At 46.7% G+C, this 20,652-nt stretch carries 20 protein-coding genes and 1 other annotated feature; of the genes, 1 reads left to right on the top strand and 19 read right to left on the bottom strand.

Going from position 1 to position 20,652, the window contains the following annotated elements:
- Positions 1-102: 102 nt before the first annotated feature.
- The 3 genes from NSQ20_RS22215 to lspA all read right to left on the bottom strand — a co-directional run bounded on the left by NSQ20_RS22215 (position 103) and on the right by lspA (position 2,916).
- Complete coding sequence (locus tag NSQ20_RS22215) at positions 103-1,356, bottom strand: LL-diaminopimelate aminotransferase (RefSeq protein WP_036674844.1); 1,254 nt, start codon at positions 1,354-1,356, stop codon at positions 103-105.
- A gap of 110 nt (positions 1,357-1,466) precedes the next feature.
- Entirely contained in the window at positions 1,467-2,438 is a 972-nt protein-coding gene (locus NSQ20_RS22220) for an RluA family pseudouridine synthase (RefSeq protein ID WP_091028499.1), read from the bottom strand.
- Positions 2,422-2,916 (bottom strand): signal peptidase II, encoded by a 495-nt coding sequence (gene lspA / locus NSQ20_RS22225; protein WP_017687321.1) that lies wholly within the window; start codon positions 2,914-2,916, stop codon positions 2,422-2,424. The genes NSQ20_RS22220 and lspA overlap by 17 nt, the downstream gene beginning before the upstream one ends.
- Before the next feature lie 221 nt (positions 2,917-3,137).
- Between lspA and NSQ20_RS22230 the strand changes: the two genes are divergently transcribed.
- Complete coding sequence (locus NSQ20_RS22230) at positions 3,138-3,875, top strand: TraR/DksA C4-type zinc finger protein (protein ID WP_036614837.1); 738 nt, start codon at positions 3,138-3,140, stop codon at positions 3,873-3,875.
- Between the two features lie 38 nt (positions 3,876-3,913).
- Here NSQ20_RS22230 and NSQ20_RS22235 read toward each other — a convergent pair whose 3' ends face one another.
- The 16 genes from NSQ20_RS22235 to murA all read right to left on the bottom strand — a co-directional run bounded on the left by NSQ20_RS22235 (position 3,914) and on the right by murA (position 20,641).
- Positions 3,914-4,273 carry a DUF5665 domain-containing protein gene (locus tag NSQ20_RS22235; protein ID WP_017687319.1) on the bottom strand — a complete coding sequence of 120 codons (360 nt, stop codon included), beginning with the start codon at positions 4,271-4,273 and terminating at the stop codon, positions 3,914-3,916.
- Between the two features lie 165 nt (positions 4,274-4,438).
- Positions 4,439-7,537, bottom strand: a complete 3,099-nt coding sequence (gene ileS, locus NSQ20_RS22240) for an isoleucine--tRNA ligase (protein ID WP_338706576.1) — start codon at positions 7,535-7,537, stop codon at positions 4,439-4,441.
- A gap of 425 nt (positions 7,538-7,962) precedes the next feature.
- Positions 7,963-8,255, bottom strand: a binding site (T-box leader).
- A gap of 57 nt (positions 8,256-8,312) precedes the next feature.
- Positions 8,313-8,822: a DivIVA domain-containing protein gene (locus NSQ20_RS22245; protein ID WP_017687316.1), complete on the bottom strand. Its 510-nt coding sequence runs from the start codon at positions 8,820-8,822 to the stop codon at positions 8,313-8,315.
- Between the two features lie 240 nt (positions 8,823-9,062).
- Entirely contained in the window at positions 9,063-9,845 is a 783-nt protein-coding gene (locus NSQ20_RS22250) for a YlmH/Sll1252 family protein (protein WP_340030892.1), read from the bottom strand.
- 15 nt (positions 9,846-9,860) lie between these two features.
- Positions 9,861-10,130 carry a YggT family protein gene (locus tag NSQ20_RS22255; protein WP_036674839.1) on the bottom strand — a complete coding sequence of 90 codons (270 nt, stop codon included), beginning with the start codon at positions 10,128-10,130 and terminating at the stop codon, positions 9,861-9,863.
- A 7-nt stretch (positions 10,131-10,137) separates the two neighbouring features.
- Positions 10,138-10,605: a cell division protein SepF gene (locus tag NSQ20_RS22260; protein WP_036614853.1), complete on the bottom strand. Its 468-nt coding sequence runs from the start codon at positions 10,603-10,605 to the stop codon at positions 10,138-10,140.
- On the bottom strand, positions 10,596-11,297 hold the full coding sequence (locus NSQ20_RS22265) for a YggS family pyridoxal phosphate-dependent enzyme (RefSeq protein ID WP_036614854.1): 702 nt from the start codon (positions 11,295-11,297) through the stop codon (positions 10,596-10,598). The genes NSQ20_RS22260 and NSQ20_RS22265 overlap by 10 nt, the downstream gene beginning before the upstream one ends.
- Positions 11,298-11,303: 6 nt before the next feature.
- Entirely contained in the window at positions 11,304-12,203 is a 900-nt protein-coding gene (gene pgeF / locus NSQ20_RS22270) for a peptidoglycan editing factor PgeF (RefSeq protein ID WP_340030893.1), read from the bottom strand.
- 51 nt (positions 12,204-12,254) lie between these two features.
- Positions 12,255-12,647 carry a YlmC/YmxH family sporulation protein gene (locus NSQ20_RS22275; protein WP_340030895.1) on the bottom strand — a complete coding sequence of 131 codons (393 nt, stop codon included), beginning with the start codon at positions 12,645-12,647 and terminating at the stop codon, positions 12,255-12,257.
- A gap of 174 nt (positions 12,648-12,821) precedes the next feature.
- Positions 12,822-13,604 carry an RNA polymerase sporulation sigma factor SigG gene (gene sigG / locus NSQ20_RS22280; protein ID WP_017687309.1) on the bottom strand — a complete coding sequence of 261 codons (783 nt, stop codon included), beginning with the start codon at positions 13,602-13,604 and terminating at the stop codon, positions 12,822-12,824.
- A 111-nt stretch (positions 13,605-13,715) separates the two neighbouring features.
- On the bottom strand, positions 13,716-14,438 hold the full coding sequence (sigE, locus tag NSQ20_RS22285) for an RNA polymerase sporulation sigma factor SigE (protein WP_017687308.1): 723 nt from the start codon (positions 14,436-14,438) through the stop codon (positions 13,716-13,718).
- Between the two features lie 11 nt (positions 14,439-14,449).
- Complete coding sequence (spoIIGA, locus tag NSQ20_RS22290; RefSeq protein WP_091014080.1) at positions 14,450-15,430, bottom strand: sigma-E processing peptidase SpoIIGA; 981 nt, start codon at positions 15,428-15,430, stop codon at positions 14,450-14,452.
- Between the two features lie 261 nt (positions 15,431-15,691).
- Positions 15,692-16,804, bottom strand: coding sequence for a cell division protein FtsZ (gene ftsZ / locus NSQ20_RS22295; protein ID WP_340030897.1), 1,113 nt, complete (start codon positions 16,802-16,804; stop codon positions 15,692-15,694).
- A 150-nt stretch (positions 16,805-16,954) separates the two neighbouring features.
- Positions 16,955-18,238 carry a cell division protein FtsA gene (ftsA, locus tag NSQ20_RS22300; protein ID WP_340030898.1) on the bottom strand — a complete coding sequence of 428 codons (1,284 nt, stop codon included), beginning with the start codon at positions 18,236-18,238 and terminating at the stop codon, positions 16,955-16,957.
- A 293-nt stretch (positions 18,239-18,531) separates the two neighbouring features.
- Positions 18,532-19,299 carry an FtsQ-type POTRA domain-containing protein gene (locus tag NSQ20_RS22305; RefSeq protein ID WP_036614865.1) on the bottom strand — a complete coding sequence of 256 codons (768 nt, stop codon included), beginning with the start codon at positions 19,297-19,299 and terminating at the stop codon, positions 18,532-18,534.
- A 58-nt stretch (positions 19,300-19,357) separates the two neighbouring features.
- Positions 19,358-20,641 (bottom strand): UDP-N-acetylglucosamine 1-carboxyvinyltransferase, encoded by a 1,284-nt coding sequence (gene murA / locus NSQ20_RS22310; RefSeq protein WP_036614867.1) that lies wholly within the window; start codon positions 20,639-20,641, stop codon positions 19,358-19,360.
- Between the last annotated feature and the right edge of the window lie 11 nt (positions 20,642-20,652).

Raw genomic sequence — 20,652 nt, forward strand, 5'->3', positions numbered from 1 at the left:
TTTTGTAAAGGGAGTAAATGAAAAAATTCTAATATGGGCATAAAAAAAGAGACCGTTTCCGGTCTCTTCGTTAGTACATGATTTAACTATTGGGTGATGCGATTAAAATTCAAATTGTACGTCGCTCAGACGACGTTTGATCTCAGCAATAACACGTTTCTCTTCCTCTTCACCCTTCGCTTCAAAGGTTACGGAGAAACGAACAAAGTTACCGGCATCATCCCAAGGTACGGATGAGATCAGTTTCTCACGGATCAGGAATTGGGAGAAATCTTCGCCGGATTCAAAGCGACGTCCGCCAACCACACCTTTTGGTGCTTCTACATACAGGAAGAATGAACCTTTAGGTTTTTCAGCCTGGAAGCCCAGTTCGTTCAATGCGGCAACGAGCATGTCGTGACGGCGAGAATATTTCTCTGCAATTTTTTCCGTAATTTCAGGGTGATTCAATCCATAAGCAGCAGCCTTTTGAATCGCGATGAACTGACCGGAGTCATTGTTGTCCTTCACATCACTGAATGCTTTGACTACGAGCGGGTTACCCGCTACAAATCCGATTCTCCAACCTGTCATGTTGTAGGACTTGGACAGAGAGTGCAGCTCTACGCCGACATCCTTCGCACCAGGTACCGAGAGAAAGCTGAACGGTTTTTTGCCATCATACGTCAATGCTGCATATGGAGCATCATGTACAACCACAACATTGTATTTCTTAGCCCATTCAACGACTTCAGTGAAGAACTCCACCGTCGCGCTTGCGCCTGTTGGGTTGTTCGGATAGTTCAGGTAGAGCAACTTCGCACGTTTTGCGATATCTTCCGGGATAGCCGTCAGATCAGGCAAGAAGTTATTCTCTTTCGTCAACTGGATGTTGAACACTTCTCCACCCAGATACTTCGTATGTGTACCCATAACCGGGTAACCTGGAACGGTCATGATCGTCACATCACCCGGATTGATGAAGCATGAAGGCATCATCGCCAAAGCCGGTTTTGAACCAATGGAGTGTACGATCTCAGTATCTGCATCGATACCTTCTACGTTGAATACGTTTTTCAGGTAGGAAGCAGCAGCAGCTTTGAATTCAGGAATACCATTGTCAGCATAACCACGGTTCTCAGGTCTGGAAGCTTCTTCTGCAAGTGCAGCTACAATGCCTGCATCAGCCATTTCGTCCGGTTCACCTACACCAAGGTCAATCAGTTCCACATCGGGAAAATCTTTTTTGGCCGAAGCTTTGGCACGTTTGATTTTCTCGAATTTATAAATGTTCGTGTCTTTACCATAGTTGGAGCCACCGATACGGTCGGCAAAATTAGTCTGAATGTAAGTTTCTTGGTATTTATCGATACTCATAACGTTGTTCATCTCCTCATTTGACGCAAATTTCTACACTTTAATATGAAGCATTTGCGTGATCAAAGCCATGGACAAAGTATCCGAACATTTGTACTTTCTTGGAGCTGTTAACGACTGCGTAGCGAGGCGAGCACGTCTTCCATATCTTGCGGAATCGGAGCTGAAAATTCAAGGTATTCTCCCGTTGTTGGATGCACAAATCCAAGAATGGCCGCATGAAGAGCCTGTCCTTGCATTTTGATGCCTTTATTCCGTCCATAAGTTGGATCTCCTACAAGCGGGTGACCAATAAATTTCATGTGAACCCGAATCTGGTGAGTACGTCCTGTCTCCAGTTTCAATTCCAGCAAGGTGTAATCATTAATCCGCTCTGTAACGGTAAAATGCGTAACGGCATGTTTACTGTTACGTTCTGTGACCGTATACATTTTGCGGTCATTGGTATCGCGTCCAATCGGTGCATCAATGGTCCCTTGATCATGGTTAAGATGACCATGAACAAGCGCAATATACCGTCTATTCACCGTATGTTCCTTCAACTGAGCAGCCAGTGATGCATGCGCACGATCGTTCTTGGCAGCCATAATCAGGCCAGATGTATCCTTATCGATACGATGCACAATACCAGGACGCAACTCCCCATTAATACCCGAGAGGTCTTTGCAGTGATGCATAAGTGCATTAACGAGGGTACCCGACGTGTGTCCTGGTGCCGGATGCACCACAAGACCACGCTGTTTGTTGATCACGATCAGGTCGCTATCTTCATATACCACTTCCAGCGGAATATCTTCGGCAATGATCTCCACAGCAGCTGGTTCTGGAATCTGTAACTCAACCAGATCCCCTTCGGATAACTTGGCATTGGCTTTGACTACAGCACCATTTACCGTAACCATTCCGTCTCCGATCCACAATTGAACTTGGGAGCGAGATACGTTATCCACGGCTTCCGTAATATATTTGTCAATTCGTTCTTTTTTATGTTCAGCGGCAACGGTCCATTCCATACGTTCATTGCCATTCATTAGTTCTTCGTCGTTAATCTGTTCCTTATTCGGATTACTCATGATGTTCATTCCCTTCAATCTTCGCGGCTGCTTTTTCGCGCCGTCCTTCAAGCAATGTCTCCACTATGATCAACCCTACACCGATGCAGATTGCCGAATCGGCGATGTTAAAAATGGGAAACGTATAACTTCCAAAATTAAGTTGTACAAAATCTACAACTTCTCCGGTCAATGCCCGGTCAAGGAAGTTGCCAATTGCTCCACCAAGCACCAAACTAAGCGCCACAGGCAGCAATTTGTGCGGGGTATCTTTTACCTTTTGCAAATACCAAATCAAGGCAACGACCACAATCAACGTAACCACGATAAAGAACCAACGCTGGTCTTGCAGAATGCCAAATGCTGCTCCTGAGTTACGATGTGATGTGATGACAAAGAAATTGCCGATGACCGGAATTTCTTCTCTGAGTTCCATCCGGGTTGCAATCAGATACTTGGTTCCCTGATCCAATAAAAATACGATAAAAGCGAGGATATAATACACCACGTTTGTTTGTCACTCCGTTCTTGTCTTTTCCAAACGATACCAGGCTTACGCCAGACTTGTTTATTGTAGCACAGCTGTTTGGAAATCGTCCACGACGCGCTACATCGCAATGCTTATGGCAAAAACGATAACATTTCCCTTCTGTAATCTTGCCCTCAATGGCACATCCTACAATAGAGTCAAAATCCGGATTCCAGCATGAAAGCAGAAAGGGGAAAATCATGTCACATTTTACTAACGAACAACTGCAATTTTTACGTTCCCAACTGATGTCCGATAAGCGCGATATTGAACATAGACTGTCGGAAAACGAGCATTATGGCCTTGGAGACTCCCTTAAACTACAGACAGGTGAATTATCACCAATTGATAATCATCCTGGTGACATAGCCACGGAGGTGTATGAACGCGAGAAAGATATTTCCCTGCTGGAACATGATGAATTCCAATTGGAACGAATCGATTCTGCACTGCACTCCATCGAAGAAGGACATTACGGTACATGTGCGGTCTGTCAGCAACCCATCCCTTATGAACGCATGGAAGCTGTCCCCTACACCAAATACTGCAAAAAACATCAACCAGAAACCGTTGTCTCTGAGAACCGCCCTGTAGAGGAAGAATTCCTTGCCCCGGCATTTGGTCGAACCAGTCTGGACGAGCGAGATGATCAAAATGGCTTCGATGGTGAAGACACTTGGCAGATTGTTGAAAGTTGGGGCACATCGAACTCACCAGCCATGGCTGAAGGACGCGATATCGACAGCTATGATGTTATGGCGATTGAAGCTACCGATGAAGTGGAAGGCTGCGTTGAAGCGTACGAAAGTTTTGTTGCCACGGACATCTATGGTCATGACGTCTCCATCGTGCGCAATAGGCAATATCGTCAGTACCTGGAGAACCGTGAGGGCGAGGGTCTGTTAGAACCGGATATGGAGACGGATGACATTTACTAAATGTACTTTGATATCTTTCACCTTTAATTACTAATCGCTTAGTAAGTGTTCATATCAAGCTGACGCTGGACAATGCGCACAATATCAGCGATGTAATCTCCAACAATGGGAAGATTGAGCGCCCCAAGTAGCTGCAAAACGTAAATGATCGTTGCTGCGAAAAAGGTAAACCCAATCGCAATCCCCACACCTCGTGCGGCTCCTGACAACAGGTTAAGTCCAATCAATTTCCATGGCCTGTTCAGCAATTCTGTGTATTGCGCAATTCGTGAACGTTCCAGTTCATTCGCCAGACGGTTTGTCAGGGTATGTAACTCTTCAATTTTGTCATGGGAATTGAGATTATCTGACGTTGATTGTTGTGAAGTGGATGCAGTTTGCTTGTCATGTTCGCTCATGTTTTGGTCAGTTCCTTTGATCAATATAGATTGACTGCACTATAGAATCATTGCCTTATTGCCTAAAAAACAAACGAGCCCAGATACAGGGAATATGTCCCTGCCTCTGCGGCTCGTTTGTTTATGCTCTATATTCTATCCCTGTTGAATGGGACATGCTCCGAATTACGCTTCGATGTAAATACCGATCGATTTGCCTCCGGCTTCAACACGTTCCATCGACTCATTCGAACCAAATGTAACTTCGGTTACGAGAACATTTTCACGCAACACATCATCAAACGCCTGAATAGCTTCCTGAAGAGATGCATCCACATCCAGTGTCAAACGTACTCTTTTCTCAATTGGCAGATCCAGTCGTTTCCGGGTATCCTGCACAGCACGAACCACTTCACGGACCCAGCCTTCCTGTTCCAATGCTGGCGTGATTTCGGTATTGAGCGCAACCGTCAGACCGTAACCCGATGCTGAAGCAAAACCTGATTTGGCCTGTTTATCAACCAATAATTCTTCGCTCGTCACTTGCAGCTCTTCGCCTTCCGGAGAAACGATGTTCAGCACACCCTCCGAAACCACTTTACGCGTCTCATCGGCCGTCATTCCCTTGAAGAAGTTTTGCAGGAATCCTACGTTTTTACCGTATTTCTTACCTGCAACTTTCAGGTTCAGCTTCAATGTAAAGTCAACGAATTCCGCATCATTATGCTCCGTACGGATTCCTTTTACATTGATCTCTTCCTTGATGATCTCTTCATAACTTGCCAGGTCAAACCCTTTATCGAGTGAAACGATCAATTCGGACAGTGGCTGACGTGTCTTGATGCCTGTTTCGTTACGAACGTTACGGGCAAGTTCAACCACGCGGCGAGCCGTCTCCATATCCTGTTCCAGCCCTGCATCAATCAGCGCTTCGTTGGCTACTGGATAGTCTTCCATGTGCACACTCTCACCTGTTGCAAGGTTCAGATAGATGTCTTCTGCCAGCATCGGTGTAAACGGAGCAACCAACTTCGCAGTAGTCACCAGTACCTCAGTCAATGTACGGTAAGCGTCCAATTTATCGTCTGTCAGGCCACTGCCCCAGAAACGGTCACGGGAACGACGGATGTACCAGTTACTCAACTCATCAACAAATGCTTCAATCGCTTTGGAAGAGTTCAGATAGTCGTTAACCAGCAGCGCTTTTTCTACAACCAAGATCAGGCTGTTCAGTCTCGACAGAATCCAGCGATCCAGCTTGTGTGCGGACAGTTGGAACGGGTGCTCCTGTGGATCAAATCCATCAATGGTAGCATAAAGCGTCAGGAATGCATGGGTGTTGACCAGCGTATCCACCATTTTGGATTTGGCTTCCCCTACGATACCTTTGGAGAAACGTTTGCTGTTCCACGGTGCACTGTCAGACAACAAAGCCCAGCGGAATGCATCTGTACCGTATTCTTCAATTACTTCCCAAGGATCGATAACGTTACCTTTGGATTTGGACATCTTCTGTCCGTTCTCGTCAAGAACGTGTCCTGTAGCCATAACCGCTTTGTAAGGCGCTTTGCCTGTCAAAAGGGTGGAAACCGCCAGCAAGCTGTAGAACCAGCCACGTGTCTGGTCAATTCCCTCACAGATCATATCCGCAGGATACTGCTGTTCGAATACTTCTTTATTTTCAAATGGATAGTGCTGCTGGGCAAACGGCATGGAGCCGCTGTCGAACCAGACATCGATCACTTCCGGTGTACGTTTCATCTCATATTTGCCACAAGAGCTCATGACTTTAACTTCATCCACATATGGTTTATGCAATTCAAGATTCTCAGGCACATCACCTACCGCACGAGCACGCAATTCTGCAATGCTGTGTGGTGCAAATTGTTCGCCAGTCTCCTCGCACACCCAGATGTTCAGCGGAGTTCCCCAATAACGATCACGGCTGATGTTCCAATCCACCAGATCCTCAAGGAATTTCCCGAAGCGACCTTCACGAACGTGACCTGGGTACCAATCCACTTCACTGTTGTTGGCAATCAATTGGTCCTTGATGGCTGTTGTTTGGATAAACCAGCTGTCCATCGCATAGTACAGAAGCGGTGTATCACAACGCCAGCAGAATGGATAGCTGTGCTCATATTTTTCTTTGCTGAACAACCGTCCATGCTCAGACAGATATCTTACGATATCAATATCACAATCCTTCACGAAACGTCCCGCAAAGTCAGTAACCTCAGCGACAAATTTGCCTTCCAAGTCCACCATGTTCACAAAGCTGATCCCATTCTCACGGCATACACGGTAGTCATCTTCACCATGGGCAGGAGCCATGTGTACGATACCCGTACCACTTGCATCCGTTACAAAGCCTGCACCCAGAATGATGTTGGCTTTCTCAGCCTGTACGTAGTTGAACGGAGGATCATACGTTTTGCCAACCAGATCAGCACCTTTCAGTGCACCGATGATTTCATACTCACCCTTGGTATCTTTCATCACTTTTTCAACTAGATTGGTTGCCATGATGTACACTTCATCACCTTGACGAACACGGGAGTAGTCCATATCCGGATTCACGGCAAGTGCAACGTGTGAAGGCAGTGTCCAAGGTGTTGTCGTCCAAGCCAGTACAAATTCTCCGCTGTCATTCAGTTTGAATTTCGCTGTAGCACTCAGATCTTTGACGTCTTTGTACCCTTGTGCAACTTCATGGGAACTCAGTGTTGTCTGACAAGAAGGACAATACGGGCTCACACGGTGACCACGATACAACAGGCCTTTCTCATGGATCGTCGCCAGGATGTTCCATACACTCTCGATGTAGTTGTTATCAAGGGTGATATACGGGTTATTCATATCCGTCCAATATCCGATGCCTTCTGTCAAATCACGCCATTGTTGCTCGTACTCGAATACGCTCGCTTTACATTCGTTAATGAATTTCTCCACGCCATAATCTTCGATTTCCCACTTGTGGGAGATACCAAGCTTCTTCTGTACACCCAGTTCTACAGGCAGACCATGTGTATCCCAGCCTGCTTTACGAACAACACGGTAACCCTTCATCGTGTTATACCGTCCAACAAAATCCTTGATTACCCGTCCCAGTACGTGACCGATATGCGGTTTACCGTTTGCTGTAGGCGGCCCTTCATAAAATACGAAGTTTGGCTTGCCCTCCCGGTTTTCGATGGATCTTTTGAATGTATTCTCCGTTTTCCATTTATCTAACACGCGTAATTCTCTGGCACGTGCCTTCTCTTTGACGTCAACTCGTTGCATGATGATTATCTTCCCTTTCTTTGGTTGGATTGTGGACCGTCCACAAAAAGCGTTTCAATCCCCCTAAATCCCCCTTGCCAAGGGGGACCCCATAGGCGCTCCGCCTTCTGGACACCCGGGATGGGTTATCGGTGGGGGAGCGCTGGCGCTTATGGGCGAGGGTTAATGTGCGTGATGGCGGCCATTTTGCGGCTGTTCCCTGCATGAACGCCGCATGGCCTTACCGCGAGGCGGGTGTTGCCGGGTGCTTCGCTTTCCCGGCGAGCGGCTCTCTCCTTGAGGTCCCTTCGGGCCTCATGGACGTTCGCCTTGGCGAAACCCGTGTGCCGGGTGCTTCGCTTTCCCGGCGGGCGGCTCTCTCCTTGAGGTCCCTTCGGGCCTCATGAACGTTCGCCTTTTTTGGACACAAAAAAGCCCCGTCCCTGGAAAGGGACGAGACTATACTCGCGTTACCACCCTAATTCTGTTCATCACAAACCACATCCAGGCAAACCTGGGTATGCTCTGTCATCAACAGCGCTTATGCCCCGCTAAACTACTGCAGGGTGCCGTTATAACGTACGGCTTACGGTTCGGCTTACACACGGCAATCATAATCACCGCTTCAGCGTCACTTCTCCGGGGAGATATTCGGCTATAACTCATCCATTGGTTTGCACCAACCACCAACTCTCTGAGGGATGAGATCATAACGTACTGAACCCGTCATGGAATCACTATTCATTATGAATATAGTTATAGCCTCTTTGCAGACAAAAGTCAACCAGGCGACAGACTAATAAATTTCTTTCATCTCCCGCTCACGGTCACGCACTTCCTGCTCCCGGCTCTCCAGCACTTCCCAACCATCCTGAGTCAACAGTTCAAGCTGCGCTTCAACAAGCGTGCGGAAACGGGCACGATAAATCGAGGCCTGCTTTTTCAGTTCTTCCACTTCCAAAGCAATTTTGCGAGATTTGCCCAACGATTCGTTCACGATCCGGTCTGCATTTTTCTCTGCTTCCTTCACGATCAACTGCGCTTCTTTCTTCGCATTACCCTTCACATCATCAGCAGCTTCCTGCGCAATGATAATCGTTTTGCTAAGCGTCTCTTCAATTGTAGAAAAATGATCCAGTTTCTCCTGAACGGACAGCAACTGATTGCTCAGCTCTTTGTTCTCGCGAATGACGCCTTCGTAATCTTTGATGACTTGATCCAGGAATTCATTGACTTCATCCTCGTCATACCCGCGCAAACGTCGGGAAAATTCCTTGTTGTGTATGTCCAGCGGCGTTAATGGCATGCTGTCCACCTCCTGTTAAAGTTCCTTCCCGTCCAGAGAAGGTTTGCAGCATATGGGTACCACCCAAGGGGCCGTATCGTTGATGCCTAACCTTGGCAACGTATACGGAATGCAGGATCAGAATTGCATCCTCCAACGTTCATGTAAAGCTTTGACTTAATGTTTATCGGATACACCGCGTATTTTCTACACCTTTATGATAAACATTTCGACAAGAAAGCGGATTTTCCTGCAACAGACTCAGGCAAATTTGCCGATTTTCACTCGGCAGCGCCCTTTTTTGGTCATCCCATCCTGTTCCATAACCTTGAAGCGGCCAAATCCCTGAATGGATACGACATCACCCGCTTTTAGCGATTTGGAGGGATCTTCCTCAACTTTCCAGTTCACACGGCAGCGACCAGCTTTGATCGGCGCCAGCACTTTACTGCGACTAAGCCGATACACATCTGCGCAGATTCCATCCAAACGAAGAGAAGCGACCGTAATGTCCATCGTCTCCAGTTTACTCTCTGACCATCGCATCTGATTCAAAGGAAGTAACTCTGTGAACACATGTAACCGATGCACCTGATTCAGTTGAAGCGATAAAAAAGCGCCGGTTTCCGCCGCCACCACTGTATGGCAACCGTCCTCCAGCACTTGGATATCCCCGATCTTTCCACGTTTCATCCCAAGCCCGAGCAGGGAACCCATATAGTCCCCATGCTCCAGCTCCGAGATTTTCTGATCATCAGACGTAATACTGAGCACCTGCATACCCATATCCTCATCATCCAGATACATATAATCAGGTGCAACCAGCGCACGCTTGCGTTCAGCAGCCTCGTAACCACCATCCAGACGAATCTGAACGTCGTTACGGCGATTGGCAAGAGTCTGTAATATAAAAACCTGTCTTGGATCAAGAAAGTCAGTTAGCTTCATGTCATGATACTTACCCGCCTGCTCAACCCAATCCGAAGCCTTATCTACATAATCCCGCTCATCATGGCTAAAATGTTCGTAAATTTCACCGCTCATCTATGTCACCCTACCCTAATATGCAAAATACCGAAGTATGGAGATCAGCCCATTAAGCGCAAGTTGCAGAACGATCAGCGCCACAATCGGGGAAATATCCAGCACACCGAACAAAGGCGGTATAAATCGGCGAAACGGTCTTAGATATGGTTCCACTAATTTGCCCAGCCATTCACCGATGAAGCTTTCCCGCGCATTGGGAAGCCAAGACATCAATATGTAGACAATGACCATGTAAAAGTAAATCTGGTATAACGTGTACAACACGCTTTCAATCTGATACAAAAGTGGCTCACCTCATTCTGTTATAATCTTGCTCGCTGTCAGCCAGTATTTCCGTAATTGATCCCTGAATTTCAACCGTATCTGGCGTACAGAGAAAAATGTTTCCGCCGATTTTGGAAATACCGCCACCCAATGCATATACCGTGCCACTCAAAAAATCTATAACGCGCAGCGCTTGGTCCTGGCGAATTCGTTGCAAGTTCACCACAACGGTACGATGCGAACGCAGATGGTCGGCAATTTCCTGAGCCTCGTCATAAGAACGCGGTTCATACAGGACAACTTTAACATTTTTCTGGGAATGAATGCTCACCACATTATTCCCCCTTTGGTTTCTACGTTTATCGAGACTGGAGGTTTCAGCTTCCTGATGTTCAGCCTCATTTTCCTCCTGCGCAGCCATTCGTTCACGTTCCACAATCTCTTCCTCTTCCTGAAGTCCGAGGAAATTCATAAATTTATTCATTACGCCCATCGTGAACCCTCCTCTTTTCCTACGAGAATCGATCCTAGCCGTACCCAGGTTGCACCTTCTTCAATGGCCACTTCAAAATCATTGGACATCCCCATCGACAGTTCAGTCAATGGTTCTGCTGTAAGGGCTTGTCCATTCAGTTGATCTCTCAGCTCACGCAATCCACGAAATACGGGACGCGTCAGCTCCGGATCTTCCTCATGAGGTGCCATAGTCATTAGGCCAACGACCTTGAGATTGTTGAACGAACGAATATCACGCAAAAAAGAACTTGCCTGTTCAGGCTGTAATCCATACTTGCTCTCTTCACCCGAAATATTCACCTGCAAAAACGTTTCCACTTGGATGCCAAGTGAAGCTGCTTTTTTATCCAACTCCTTCGCCAATGACAAACGATCCAGTGAATGTATGTAACGAAACTTGCCAATCACGTCTTTCACCTTGTTTGTCTGCAAATGACCGATAAAGTGCCAGGTACCCTGCTGACCAAAAGCTTCCCATTTGGCCTGTGCATCCTGCCACCGATTTTCTCCAATATGCTCAAGACCATGATCCAGCACCGATCCCGTTGTTTCAAGTGAGACATATTTCGTGACCGCAATCACATTCACATCATCACGATGACGGTTACTGCGCCGACATGCATCCTCGATCTTCTGATTTACCTGTTGTATACGCTCCTCCAATGACACAGAGGGTCACCTCTCTTCCAGCCCAATCCAGCTCGCCATCCGCCCTGTAACACCATTTTCCTTCCGATAGGAGAAAAATAGTTCGGGATGACAACTTGTACACCATGTTGTACATTCGATATGATCCGGCATTATTCCTGCTTTCATCATAATGTGTCGATTACATTCTTTCAAGTTTAACATCGTTTTACCGTTATTCACGGCTCGATATGCTTGTTTAGAAGCAGAATCCTCGTATTTATCATTAACCGGGGAATCATCAAACCAAACCCGTACATGCTGCATGACCGCCTCATCCACTTCATAACAGCAATCCCCGATCGACGGACCGATTGCAGCTCGAATGTCCTGCCTACGGCTGCCATACTCCCGTTCCATCGTCTCCACCATGGATACAGCGATACCCGCGACTGTACCTTTCCAGCCGGCATGAGCAAGACCTACCGCCTGCTGCACAGGGTCATAGAAATAAAGCGGAACACAGTCTGCGTAGAAAGAAGTCAGCAGCACACCAGGCACATTCGTGACCAATCCATCCGTATCCTGCAACGCAGATTGACGATCAAGTAATCCTCTGCTCCGATCTTCAGCGGTAATTACAGCTACATGTTTGCCATGCACCTGCTCTCCACAGGTCCATGCTTCTGCTGCAAAACCAAGCTTCTCGGTTACAAGCCTGCGGTTGTTAAGTACAACTTCAGGATCATCCCCCACATGATAAGCACAATTAAGCGTAGCATACGGAACTTTTCCAACTCCACCATGTCTCGTCGTAAACCCGACTGACAGCTGTTCAAATTGCTGTGTCCAGGGCTCAACATATAATAATAACGGATCAGGACCGAAATCTGAATTTGGGTTCTTGGTCCGTTCAAGTAATTCTTTATCCAATACAAAGGGTTCCATTATCTCACCTCACCACTTCCAGTGTACCAAATGAGCCACATTCTGTCTCATTTATATCGTTCGACGCTGATTACGTTCCGACCGTTCAATGCGTTCCACACGCTCTGTGCGGTTATGCTGCTGTTCATCATACAGGCGCACTTCGCGATCACGCTCGTCATACGTATTTTCCTTCACCTCATCCATCTTCACCAGTATCACATCTGAACCAATCTTCACAATGTTTCTCCATGGAATCACCAGATCCGTCCCCCCGCCAAAAAGACCCATAAAACGGCTGTACCCTGGCACAACAATCGCTTCAATTCGTCCCTGCTTCAGATCCAGCTCCAAATCACTGATCTGACCGAGGCGTTTACCATCCGTAATGTTAATAACATCCTTTGTCTGAAAGTCAGAGATTTTCATGCCTCGTGCCGCTACTTCGCTCGTATTTACTTTCATTCATTCCCGCCCCCTGTTATTCCTCTTCTGCCCGTTCTTCACGCTTCTATACAATATATGTTTCAGGGGCGAAAAATGTCCTGTTTTTCATCGAATGTGGAAACGGTCCAAAACAAAAAGACGACCAACGGTATACACTGCCCCGATTGATCGTCCTTCTGCCTTTGCATCGTGTTATGACTTTACATGTTTTTGCATCTGCTGTATCGCTGATTTCTCCAGACGTGATACCTGAGCCTGGGAAATGCCAATTTCATCAGCCACTTCCATCTGGGTTTTCCCTTCGAAAAACCGCATCGACAGAATCATTTTTTCCCGCTGACCAAGACGATGCATCGCTTCACGGAGTGCAATTTCCTCGATCCATGACACATCTTTGTTTCTGTCATCGCTGATCTGATCCATAACATAGATCGGATCTCCACCATCATGATAAATCGGTTCGAAGAGCGAGACCGGGTCCTGAATGGCGTCCAATGCAAAAACAACATCTTCCTTCGGCACATTCAGTACTTCCGCAATTTCGAATATCGTCGGTTCCCGGGAATTTTTATTCGTCAGGCTGTCACGGACCTGAAGTGCTTTGTAAGCAATGTCCCTCAAGGAGCGAGATACCCGAATTGGGTTATTATCACGCAGGTATCGACGGATTTCACCGATAATCATCGGCACCGCGTAGGTTGAAAATTTGACATTCTGGGATAAATCAAAATTATCAATGGCTTTCATCAGGCCGATGCAACCAACCTGGAACAGATCATCGACAAACTCCCCCCGATTGTTAAAACGCTGAATGACACTGAGTACCAGACGCAGGTTGCCATTCACTAATTTCTCTCTTGCTGAGCGATCATGGTGTTGCTGAAGGGAATGAAACAATTCCCGCATTTCAGTGTTGGTGAGGACAGGCAATTTTGCGGTGTCCACGCCACAAATCTCGACTTTGTTTCGGGTCATCGTGATTTACCTCCCAAGGAGAAACATTAATGTACATTATCTCCGGGGCAGGCTTTTTTATTCGTACTTGGCACCCTTGCCAGTAATACCCATTCTGACTAAAGATGTATTTCAGACCATTTTATTGAACTCCTTGCGGAGTCTTTTAATGATTCTTTTTTCGAGTCGAGAGATGTAGGATTGGGAGATTCCGAGAAGATCGGCTACATCTTTTTGTGTCTTTTCTTCCCCATCCGTCAGGCCAAAACGAAGCTCCATAATCATTCGCTCGCGCTCCGTTAATTTTTCCAGTGCCTTGTGCAAAAGTTTCCGGTCTACCTGCTCTTCAATATTCCGATAGATTGTATCGTTTTCAGTACCCAATACATCGGATAATAATAGTTCATTTCCATCCCAATCAATGTTGAGCGGTTCATCAAAAGAAACTTCAGTTCGGATCTTACTATTACGTCTCAGGTACATTAAAATTTCATTTTCGATACAACGTGAAGCATAGGTTGCCAGTTTGATTTTCTTTTCCGGGTCAAATGTATTAACTGCCTTGATCAATCCGATCGCTCCAATGGAGACCAAATCCTCAATATTGATTCCTGTATTTTCAAATTTTCGTGCAATGTACACCACCAGACGCAGGTTGCGCTCAATAAGCATCGCGCGAATGGCCGAGTCTCCCGAGGATAATTTTTGCAGCAAAAATTCTTCCTCTTCCCTTGTCAAAGGCGGCGGAAGTGCCTCACTTCCCCCAATATAATAGATCTCTTCACTTTTGAGCCCCAACAAAAATAACAGACGGTAATATTGCAGCTGCGCCACCAGTTTCCATTTCACAAGCATGTACGTTCCTCCTATACCACATTCAGCGGCTTTTCTGTTGCTCCCGCAGAGAGAGCCGTAGACTGCGCAGAAGCAGCGTCTTGCACAAGTTCAGGATGAATCACGGCCTGGTATTTCCCATCAGACGACAAAACACCTCCATCCAGACCAATAAGTACCCTTGTCGTCTCATAACATGTTTCCTCCATCGTCACCTTCACCCGGTCCGGCTTCATTGCCAGCATAAACGCAGTCCCTTTGTTAATGCCCCGATAAGGCACCAGCCGCAGTCGATCCTGCCACTGAAAACTTTCCTGATCAAGCTCCAGAATAAGGTTGTCCGGCGCCTCGTCCTTGAGTCTACCCTTCCATGAAGCGGGTAACATGTCTTGCCATAACGAAACCTCCATCACCATGACCGGCATGCGCGATAAGGGATCTGTAAGTTGATTGCCCGTATCCAGAAGGCCTGTACAAGAAATGACTACCTCATCGATGCAGACCTCAACTTTACCCAAATAGGTCGTCATGCGATCCGTTTTCCGTTTGGAACTCTGCACAGCTTTGAATAAAAACAGGACAGCAAAAAATACGATAAACGTGAACCAGAAAGCAATTTTCAGATCAAATGACATACCGCCAGAAGCCGTGAACCAAATGCCGTTAAACAACTCACCGGAGCTCTGAAGCATGTAATGCACACCCAGAATACCTCCGGCAGCGACAAAATTAATCACATAGAAGGTACCGAGCGTCCTCGCAAAAGCCTGCAGACCTTTAAAACCAAAAGCAATCGTAAGCATGACCAGCGAGAACCCGAACTTGATCAGAAAGGTGAACATAAAATCAAACTCCGGTACAAACATCATGACCACGTATAATGCACCCACAATGGCTGACAGCAACCATCGCCACCAAACCAGCTTTGTCTTGCGCATCCAGGCGGTCATTCCGATGAGTGCACCGTCAATACACAGGTTTGTCAAAAAAATCAGATCCACATAAACAACCAAAGTCTTCACCTGCCTGCGCGCAACATATCGAAATACCGGTACCCGATATCCTGATATTCATGAGCATATTCACAAGTATACGGAGCCCCCTGTTCAAAGTCTGTCTAATCATGGGGGTGTGGTTCCAACTTTTTTTGTCGGAATTGCTCAGGCTCTTTGTTCAGAATTTGTTCATTGCTGTATGCTATGATATCTAAATAAACAGAAAAAACCCGGTCGCTCCATAAGGAGTACCGGGTTTCCAATAAATTGATTTGCGTATTAATCGTTGTTATTATTGCGTGAACGATTGCGTAAAAATGTCGGAATGTCCAGCTGATCATTGCTCGGCTGATTTCCGAAAGGACGCAGGTTCGGCGAACGCGTATCCGTCGTATCCGCTGTTGCTGGAGCTGGCTTACGTCCTGGTGGTGGAGCAGGTTTATCTTCAAAACCGGTTGCAATAACCGTAACCTTAATCTCCTCTTTCAGGTCTTCGTCAATGATGGCACCAAAGATCATATTCACTTCCGGGTCGGAAGCAGAAGTTACGATCTCTGCCGCTTCGTTCACTTCATACAGGGACAGATTAACGCCACCCGTAATATTCATGATTACGCCGCGAGCACCTTCAATTGAAGTTTCCAACAAAGGACTCATAATGGCTTTCCGTGCTGCTTCTGCGGCACGATTCTCACCAGTTGATTCACCAATTCCCATAAGGGCTGAACCACGTTCGTGCATAATCGTTTTGACGTCAGCAAAGTCAAGGTTGATTAGACCCGGTACAGCGATCAAATCAGAGATGCCTTGTACAGCTTGACGAAGTACGTTATCCGCTTGACGGAATGCTTCAAGCATAGGAGTCTTTTTGTCCACGATTTCGAGCAAACGATCATTAGGAATCACGATCAGTGTGTCGACTTTTTCCTTGAGAGCTTCAATACCTTGCTCTGCATGGCTGGAACGCTTGCGTCCTTCAAATGTAAATGGACGAGTTACGACACCAACGGTAAGTGCACCACACTCTTTAGCGATTTCGGCAATAACCGGAGCCGCACCTGTACCTGTACCACCGCCCATACCGGCTGTAACAAATACCATGTCTGCACCTTTCAACGTGTTCATGATCAGATCGCGGGACTCTTCCGCTGCTTTTTTACCTACATCCGGGTTGGCGCCAGCACCAAGACCACGAGTCAATTTATCACCGATTTGCAATTTATGCTCGGATTTCGCCAGGTGTAACGCCTGAGCATCCGTATTCACCGTAATAAATTCAACACCTTGTACACCATTTTCAATCATACGGTTGACTGCATTGCTTCCGCCGCCGCCTACACCGATGACTTTAATTTGAGCCAAGCTCTCCATCTCGAAATCAAATTCCAACATATTATTCCATCTCCCCCTCAATGTGCATGGATGGCCCGTCCAATTTTTGATTTGAACCGAATCAATTTCATATATCGACGAACGAAAGCGTTTATTTTAGTACCGGCGCATTCAGACGGCTTCAAGAATGTATGAAATGGATCCAACCTGTTATATAAATTCGCTGAACATATTCTTCAGCCGCTCGAACAGACCGGGTTTTTGCTCCGATACCTGTGCCGTATTTGGCTTCGGACGGTTGGTCGGTTTCTTGTTGTTATTATTGTTGTTGTTATTTCCACCGCCGTTATTGATCGAGGGACGAATGCGCAAACTGCGAATTACACTGTGCAATATGCCGACTCCGCTTGTAAACCCGGGGTCACGCACACCAATATAATCCGGAACTGCAACTCGTACCGAAGCAGCAAGCTCATGCTGAGCGACCTGCAGAACCCCCGGCATAGAGACCGTACCTCCCGTTAGTATATAACCTCCAGGAAGCTCGTTGTAACCAAGACGCTTCACTTCTTGGGATATCATCTGGAATATTTCTTGAACCCTAGGTTCAATAATTGCTGCCAGATCCTCCTGTGAAAACTCCTTGTCTACATTACTGCCAATTCGGGTGACTTTGAACATCACATCCGCAGCAGCATCATCCAACCAGGCGCAGCCATATTTCAGTTTCACCTTCTCCGCCTGATCCGTTAACGTGCGTAAGCCATAGGCGATATCATTTGTTACGAATTCCCCACCTATAGGCAACGTTGATGTTGCAACAAGACTGTCTTCTTCAAAAATGGCGATGGTTGTTGCACCTGCTCCAATATCAACAAGCACTGAACCCATCGTTTTTTCATCTTTGGACAAAGCCAGTTGACCCGCTCCAAGCGACATGAGAACCAGATCGCTTACTTTCAGACCCGCTTTTTCCACGCAGCGCAAAAGATTATGTATCGCGGTTTTTGCACCCGTTATGATCGTTGCTTCAACTTCCAGACGAACACCAATCATACCACGGGGGTCCTGTATGCCCTCCAAGCCATCCACAACATATTGCTTGGCGACAACATCAATAATTTCCCGTTCCGGCGGAACTGCAATGACTTCGGCTGCTTTCAACACCCGTTCCATGTCTTCTTCTCCGATTTCACGATCCTCGTTAGACACAGCCACGACGCCGTGACTGCTCATCAGTCCGATATGATTTCCCGAGATTCCAACATACACTTCGGATATTTGAATACCTACCATACGTTCTGCATGATCCACTGCGTTGCGAATCGACTGCACCGTCTGATCGATATCTACGATTACACCTTTGCGAATTCCCTCCGAGTCGGCAGATCCAACTCCTATAATATTAAAGGTTCCATTATTCATTTCCCCAATAATAGCGCGAATTTTGGATGTACCGATGTCCAAACTAACAATGATGTCATTGTTGCTCAAGTCTGTGGCACCTCCTGACTCCAATAGTAAATTACGTTCGAATTTAAACACTCTTAAAACATATTCAACACACTTCAGGCTTTCCCTCTTTTTTCTACAATGTTTTTGGGTGTCAAAATCTGGTTGCCAGACATAAAACATTGAAGAAAAAAGAAGGAGGCAACTCATGTGCCATAAGTTCAAGTGTATCATTTTTTCTTCATCTCAGAAAGAACAAGTTTCATTGCTCTGACGGGGTCAAACCCCGACCTGCCTAGGCTTTCATATTCAGTCCAGCCTCATCATGGCAAAGATCAGGGGCTTGCTCCTGGTTCAGCATCATCTTCCGGGTCATCCGGGATGAAAGGGACATAGGTATCTGCCTCAAGCATGGTGATTTTCCCAGGCCGTTCGGTCTCAATCACCTGATTCAGATACTCCACTTTATCCGATAAAAGAGAGACGGTTGTAATCACTTCAAACTGCGATTTGGTATACATCCGAATCTGATCCGGAAATGAAGGCGTTGGATTCGGAATAATTTCCGAAATATCCGTCGTCAATTCATTCGGAATTTTAGCCAGTGTCTGGCTCAGTTTGGCTTTGAGTGGATCATCAGCCTTCCATTGTGTCAATATAGGCTTCTCCACAGCAACACCAATTGTTGCCGGAACTGTCAAGCTTGTCCCGCTGGCTAATATCGCTTTTAGCGTACCATCAGAACCAAGCTCATAAGCAACCGTGGCATATTCCTGAACCTTGATATGGATAATCCCCGGAAACTTTTTGTCCACGGTAACGGTGGAAATCGCCTTGATGGTCTTGAGACGCTCAATAACCTCGGCAGTACTTGTCCCAAAAAATTGTTCGCCTTCTTTCAGTCCGCTTTTCTCCAGCAGTTCTGAAGTTGCTGTATATACGTTACCCGTAATTTCAATTGCCGAAATCCGACTCATGGAAGAACGAAAGAATAATACAGCCAGCAATACAATAAATAATAATAAGAGAATAATTACAATTTTGCGGCTTGTGTTTCCTTTTGGCCGATTCTTCTTCAGAACCGGAATTTGACTTTTAGGCATAAGTAGCGCTCCACAAAGCCTCAGGTCCCCTCCCTTCAAGAAGGGGACGCCAAGGACGTTAATTGGCAAAATCCAACTGTTTCGAAACGGGCGACTGTCGCTCAACCGATGCTCCAAGACTTTGGAATAACTTCTCGATCTGATCGTAGCCCCGGTCAATATGATGCACTTGCTCCACAACCGTTTTGCCTTGAGCAGCCAGACCAGCAATGACCAGGGCTGCACCTGCACGAAGATCGGTTGCTTCTACTGTAGCCCCGTACAGACGGGGAACACCACGGATAAATGCTGCGTTCAGATCGACTGAAATATCAGCCCCCATCACATTCAGTTCATCCACATGTTTGAACCGGCCCTCGAATACCGTTTCCTTCATCACACTGAATCCGTCTGCCAAACTGAGCAGCACCATGATTTGCGATTGCAAATCTGTCGGAAACGAAGGATACGGAGAAGTCACAATACGGTCTACTGATTTGGGACGGCTCATACAGCTCACCGTCATTATATCATTGCAGACTGTGATTTGAACACCAGTGCGCTTCAATACATGTATAAGTGAAGTAAGATGAGCAGGATTGCAGTGTGTAAGCGTAACATTGCCTCGTGTTGCTGCTGCTGCAATCATTACGGTTCCGGCCACGATTCGATCCGGTATAATCTCATACGAACAAGGTTTCAGTTTCTCAACGCCATTGATCGTGATTGTGTCCGTTCCTGCACCAATAATGCTTGCACCCATAGCATTCAAAAAGTGTTGCAGGTCCTGGATTTCAGGTTCTCTTGCGGCGTTGCAGATGGTTGTCGTCCCTTTAGCCATAACGGCTGCCATCATGATATTCTCGGTCGCTCCCACACTTGGGAAATCCAAATGAATATCTGTACCCACCAGATTGTGCCCATGACAGATAATCTGTTGGTCCTGCTCTTCAATCAAAGCTCCGAGCGCTTCCAGGCCCCGGAGGTGAAGATCAATTTTGCGTTCTCCAATGGCACAGCCTCCTGGCTGATACACTGACACTTGCCCAAACTTAGCCAGCAATGGTCCCATCAAAAAAATGGAAGAGCGCATCTGCTTCATTAGATCTTCTGGCACATCATATGACCGGATAGACGAGGTATTAATCGTCACTGTTCCCTGTTCATGCCGACACGTGCATCCAAGCCGTTCCAGGATATACAGCATCACTTCAATGTCCAGCAAGTGTGGAACGTTATGCAGTGTAACTTCTCCATCTGCCAACAAACTTGCGGCCATAATCGGTAAAGCGGCATTTTTTGCTCCATGGATGCGTATGGATCCTGAGAGGGGTTTCCCGCCTTCAATCACCAATTTGTCCAATGTATCACCTC

This window comes from Paenibacillus sp. FSL K6-1122, from assembly GCF_037977015.1.
In the GTDB taxonomy this organism is placed as follows: domain Bacteria; phylum Bacillota; class Bacilli; order Paenibacillales; family Paenibacillaceae; genus Paenibacillus; species Paenibacillus amylolyticus.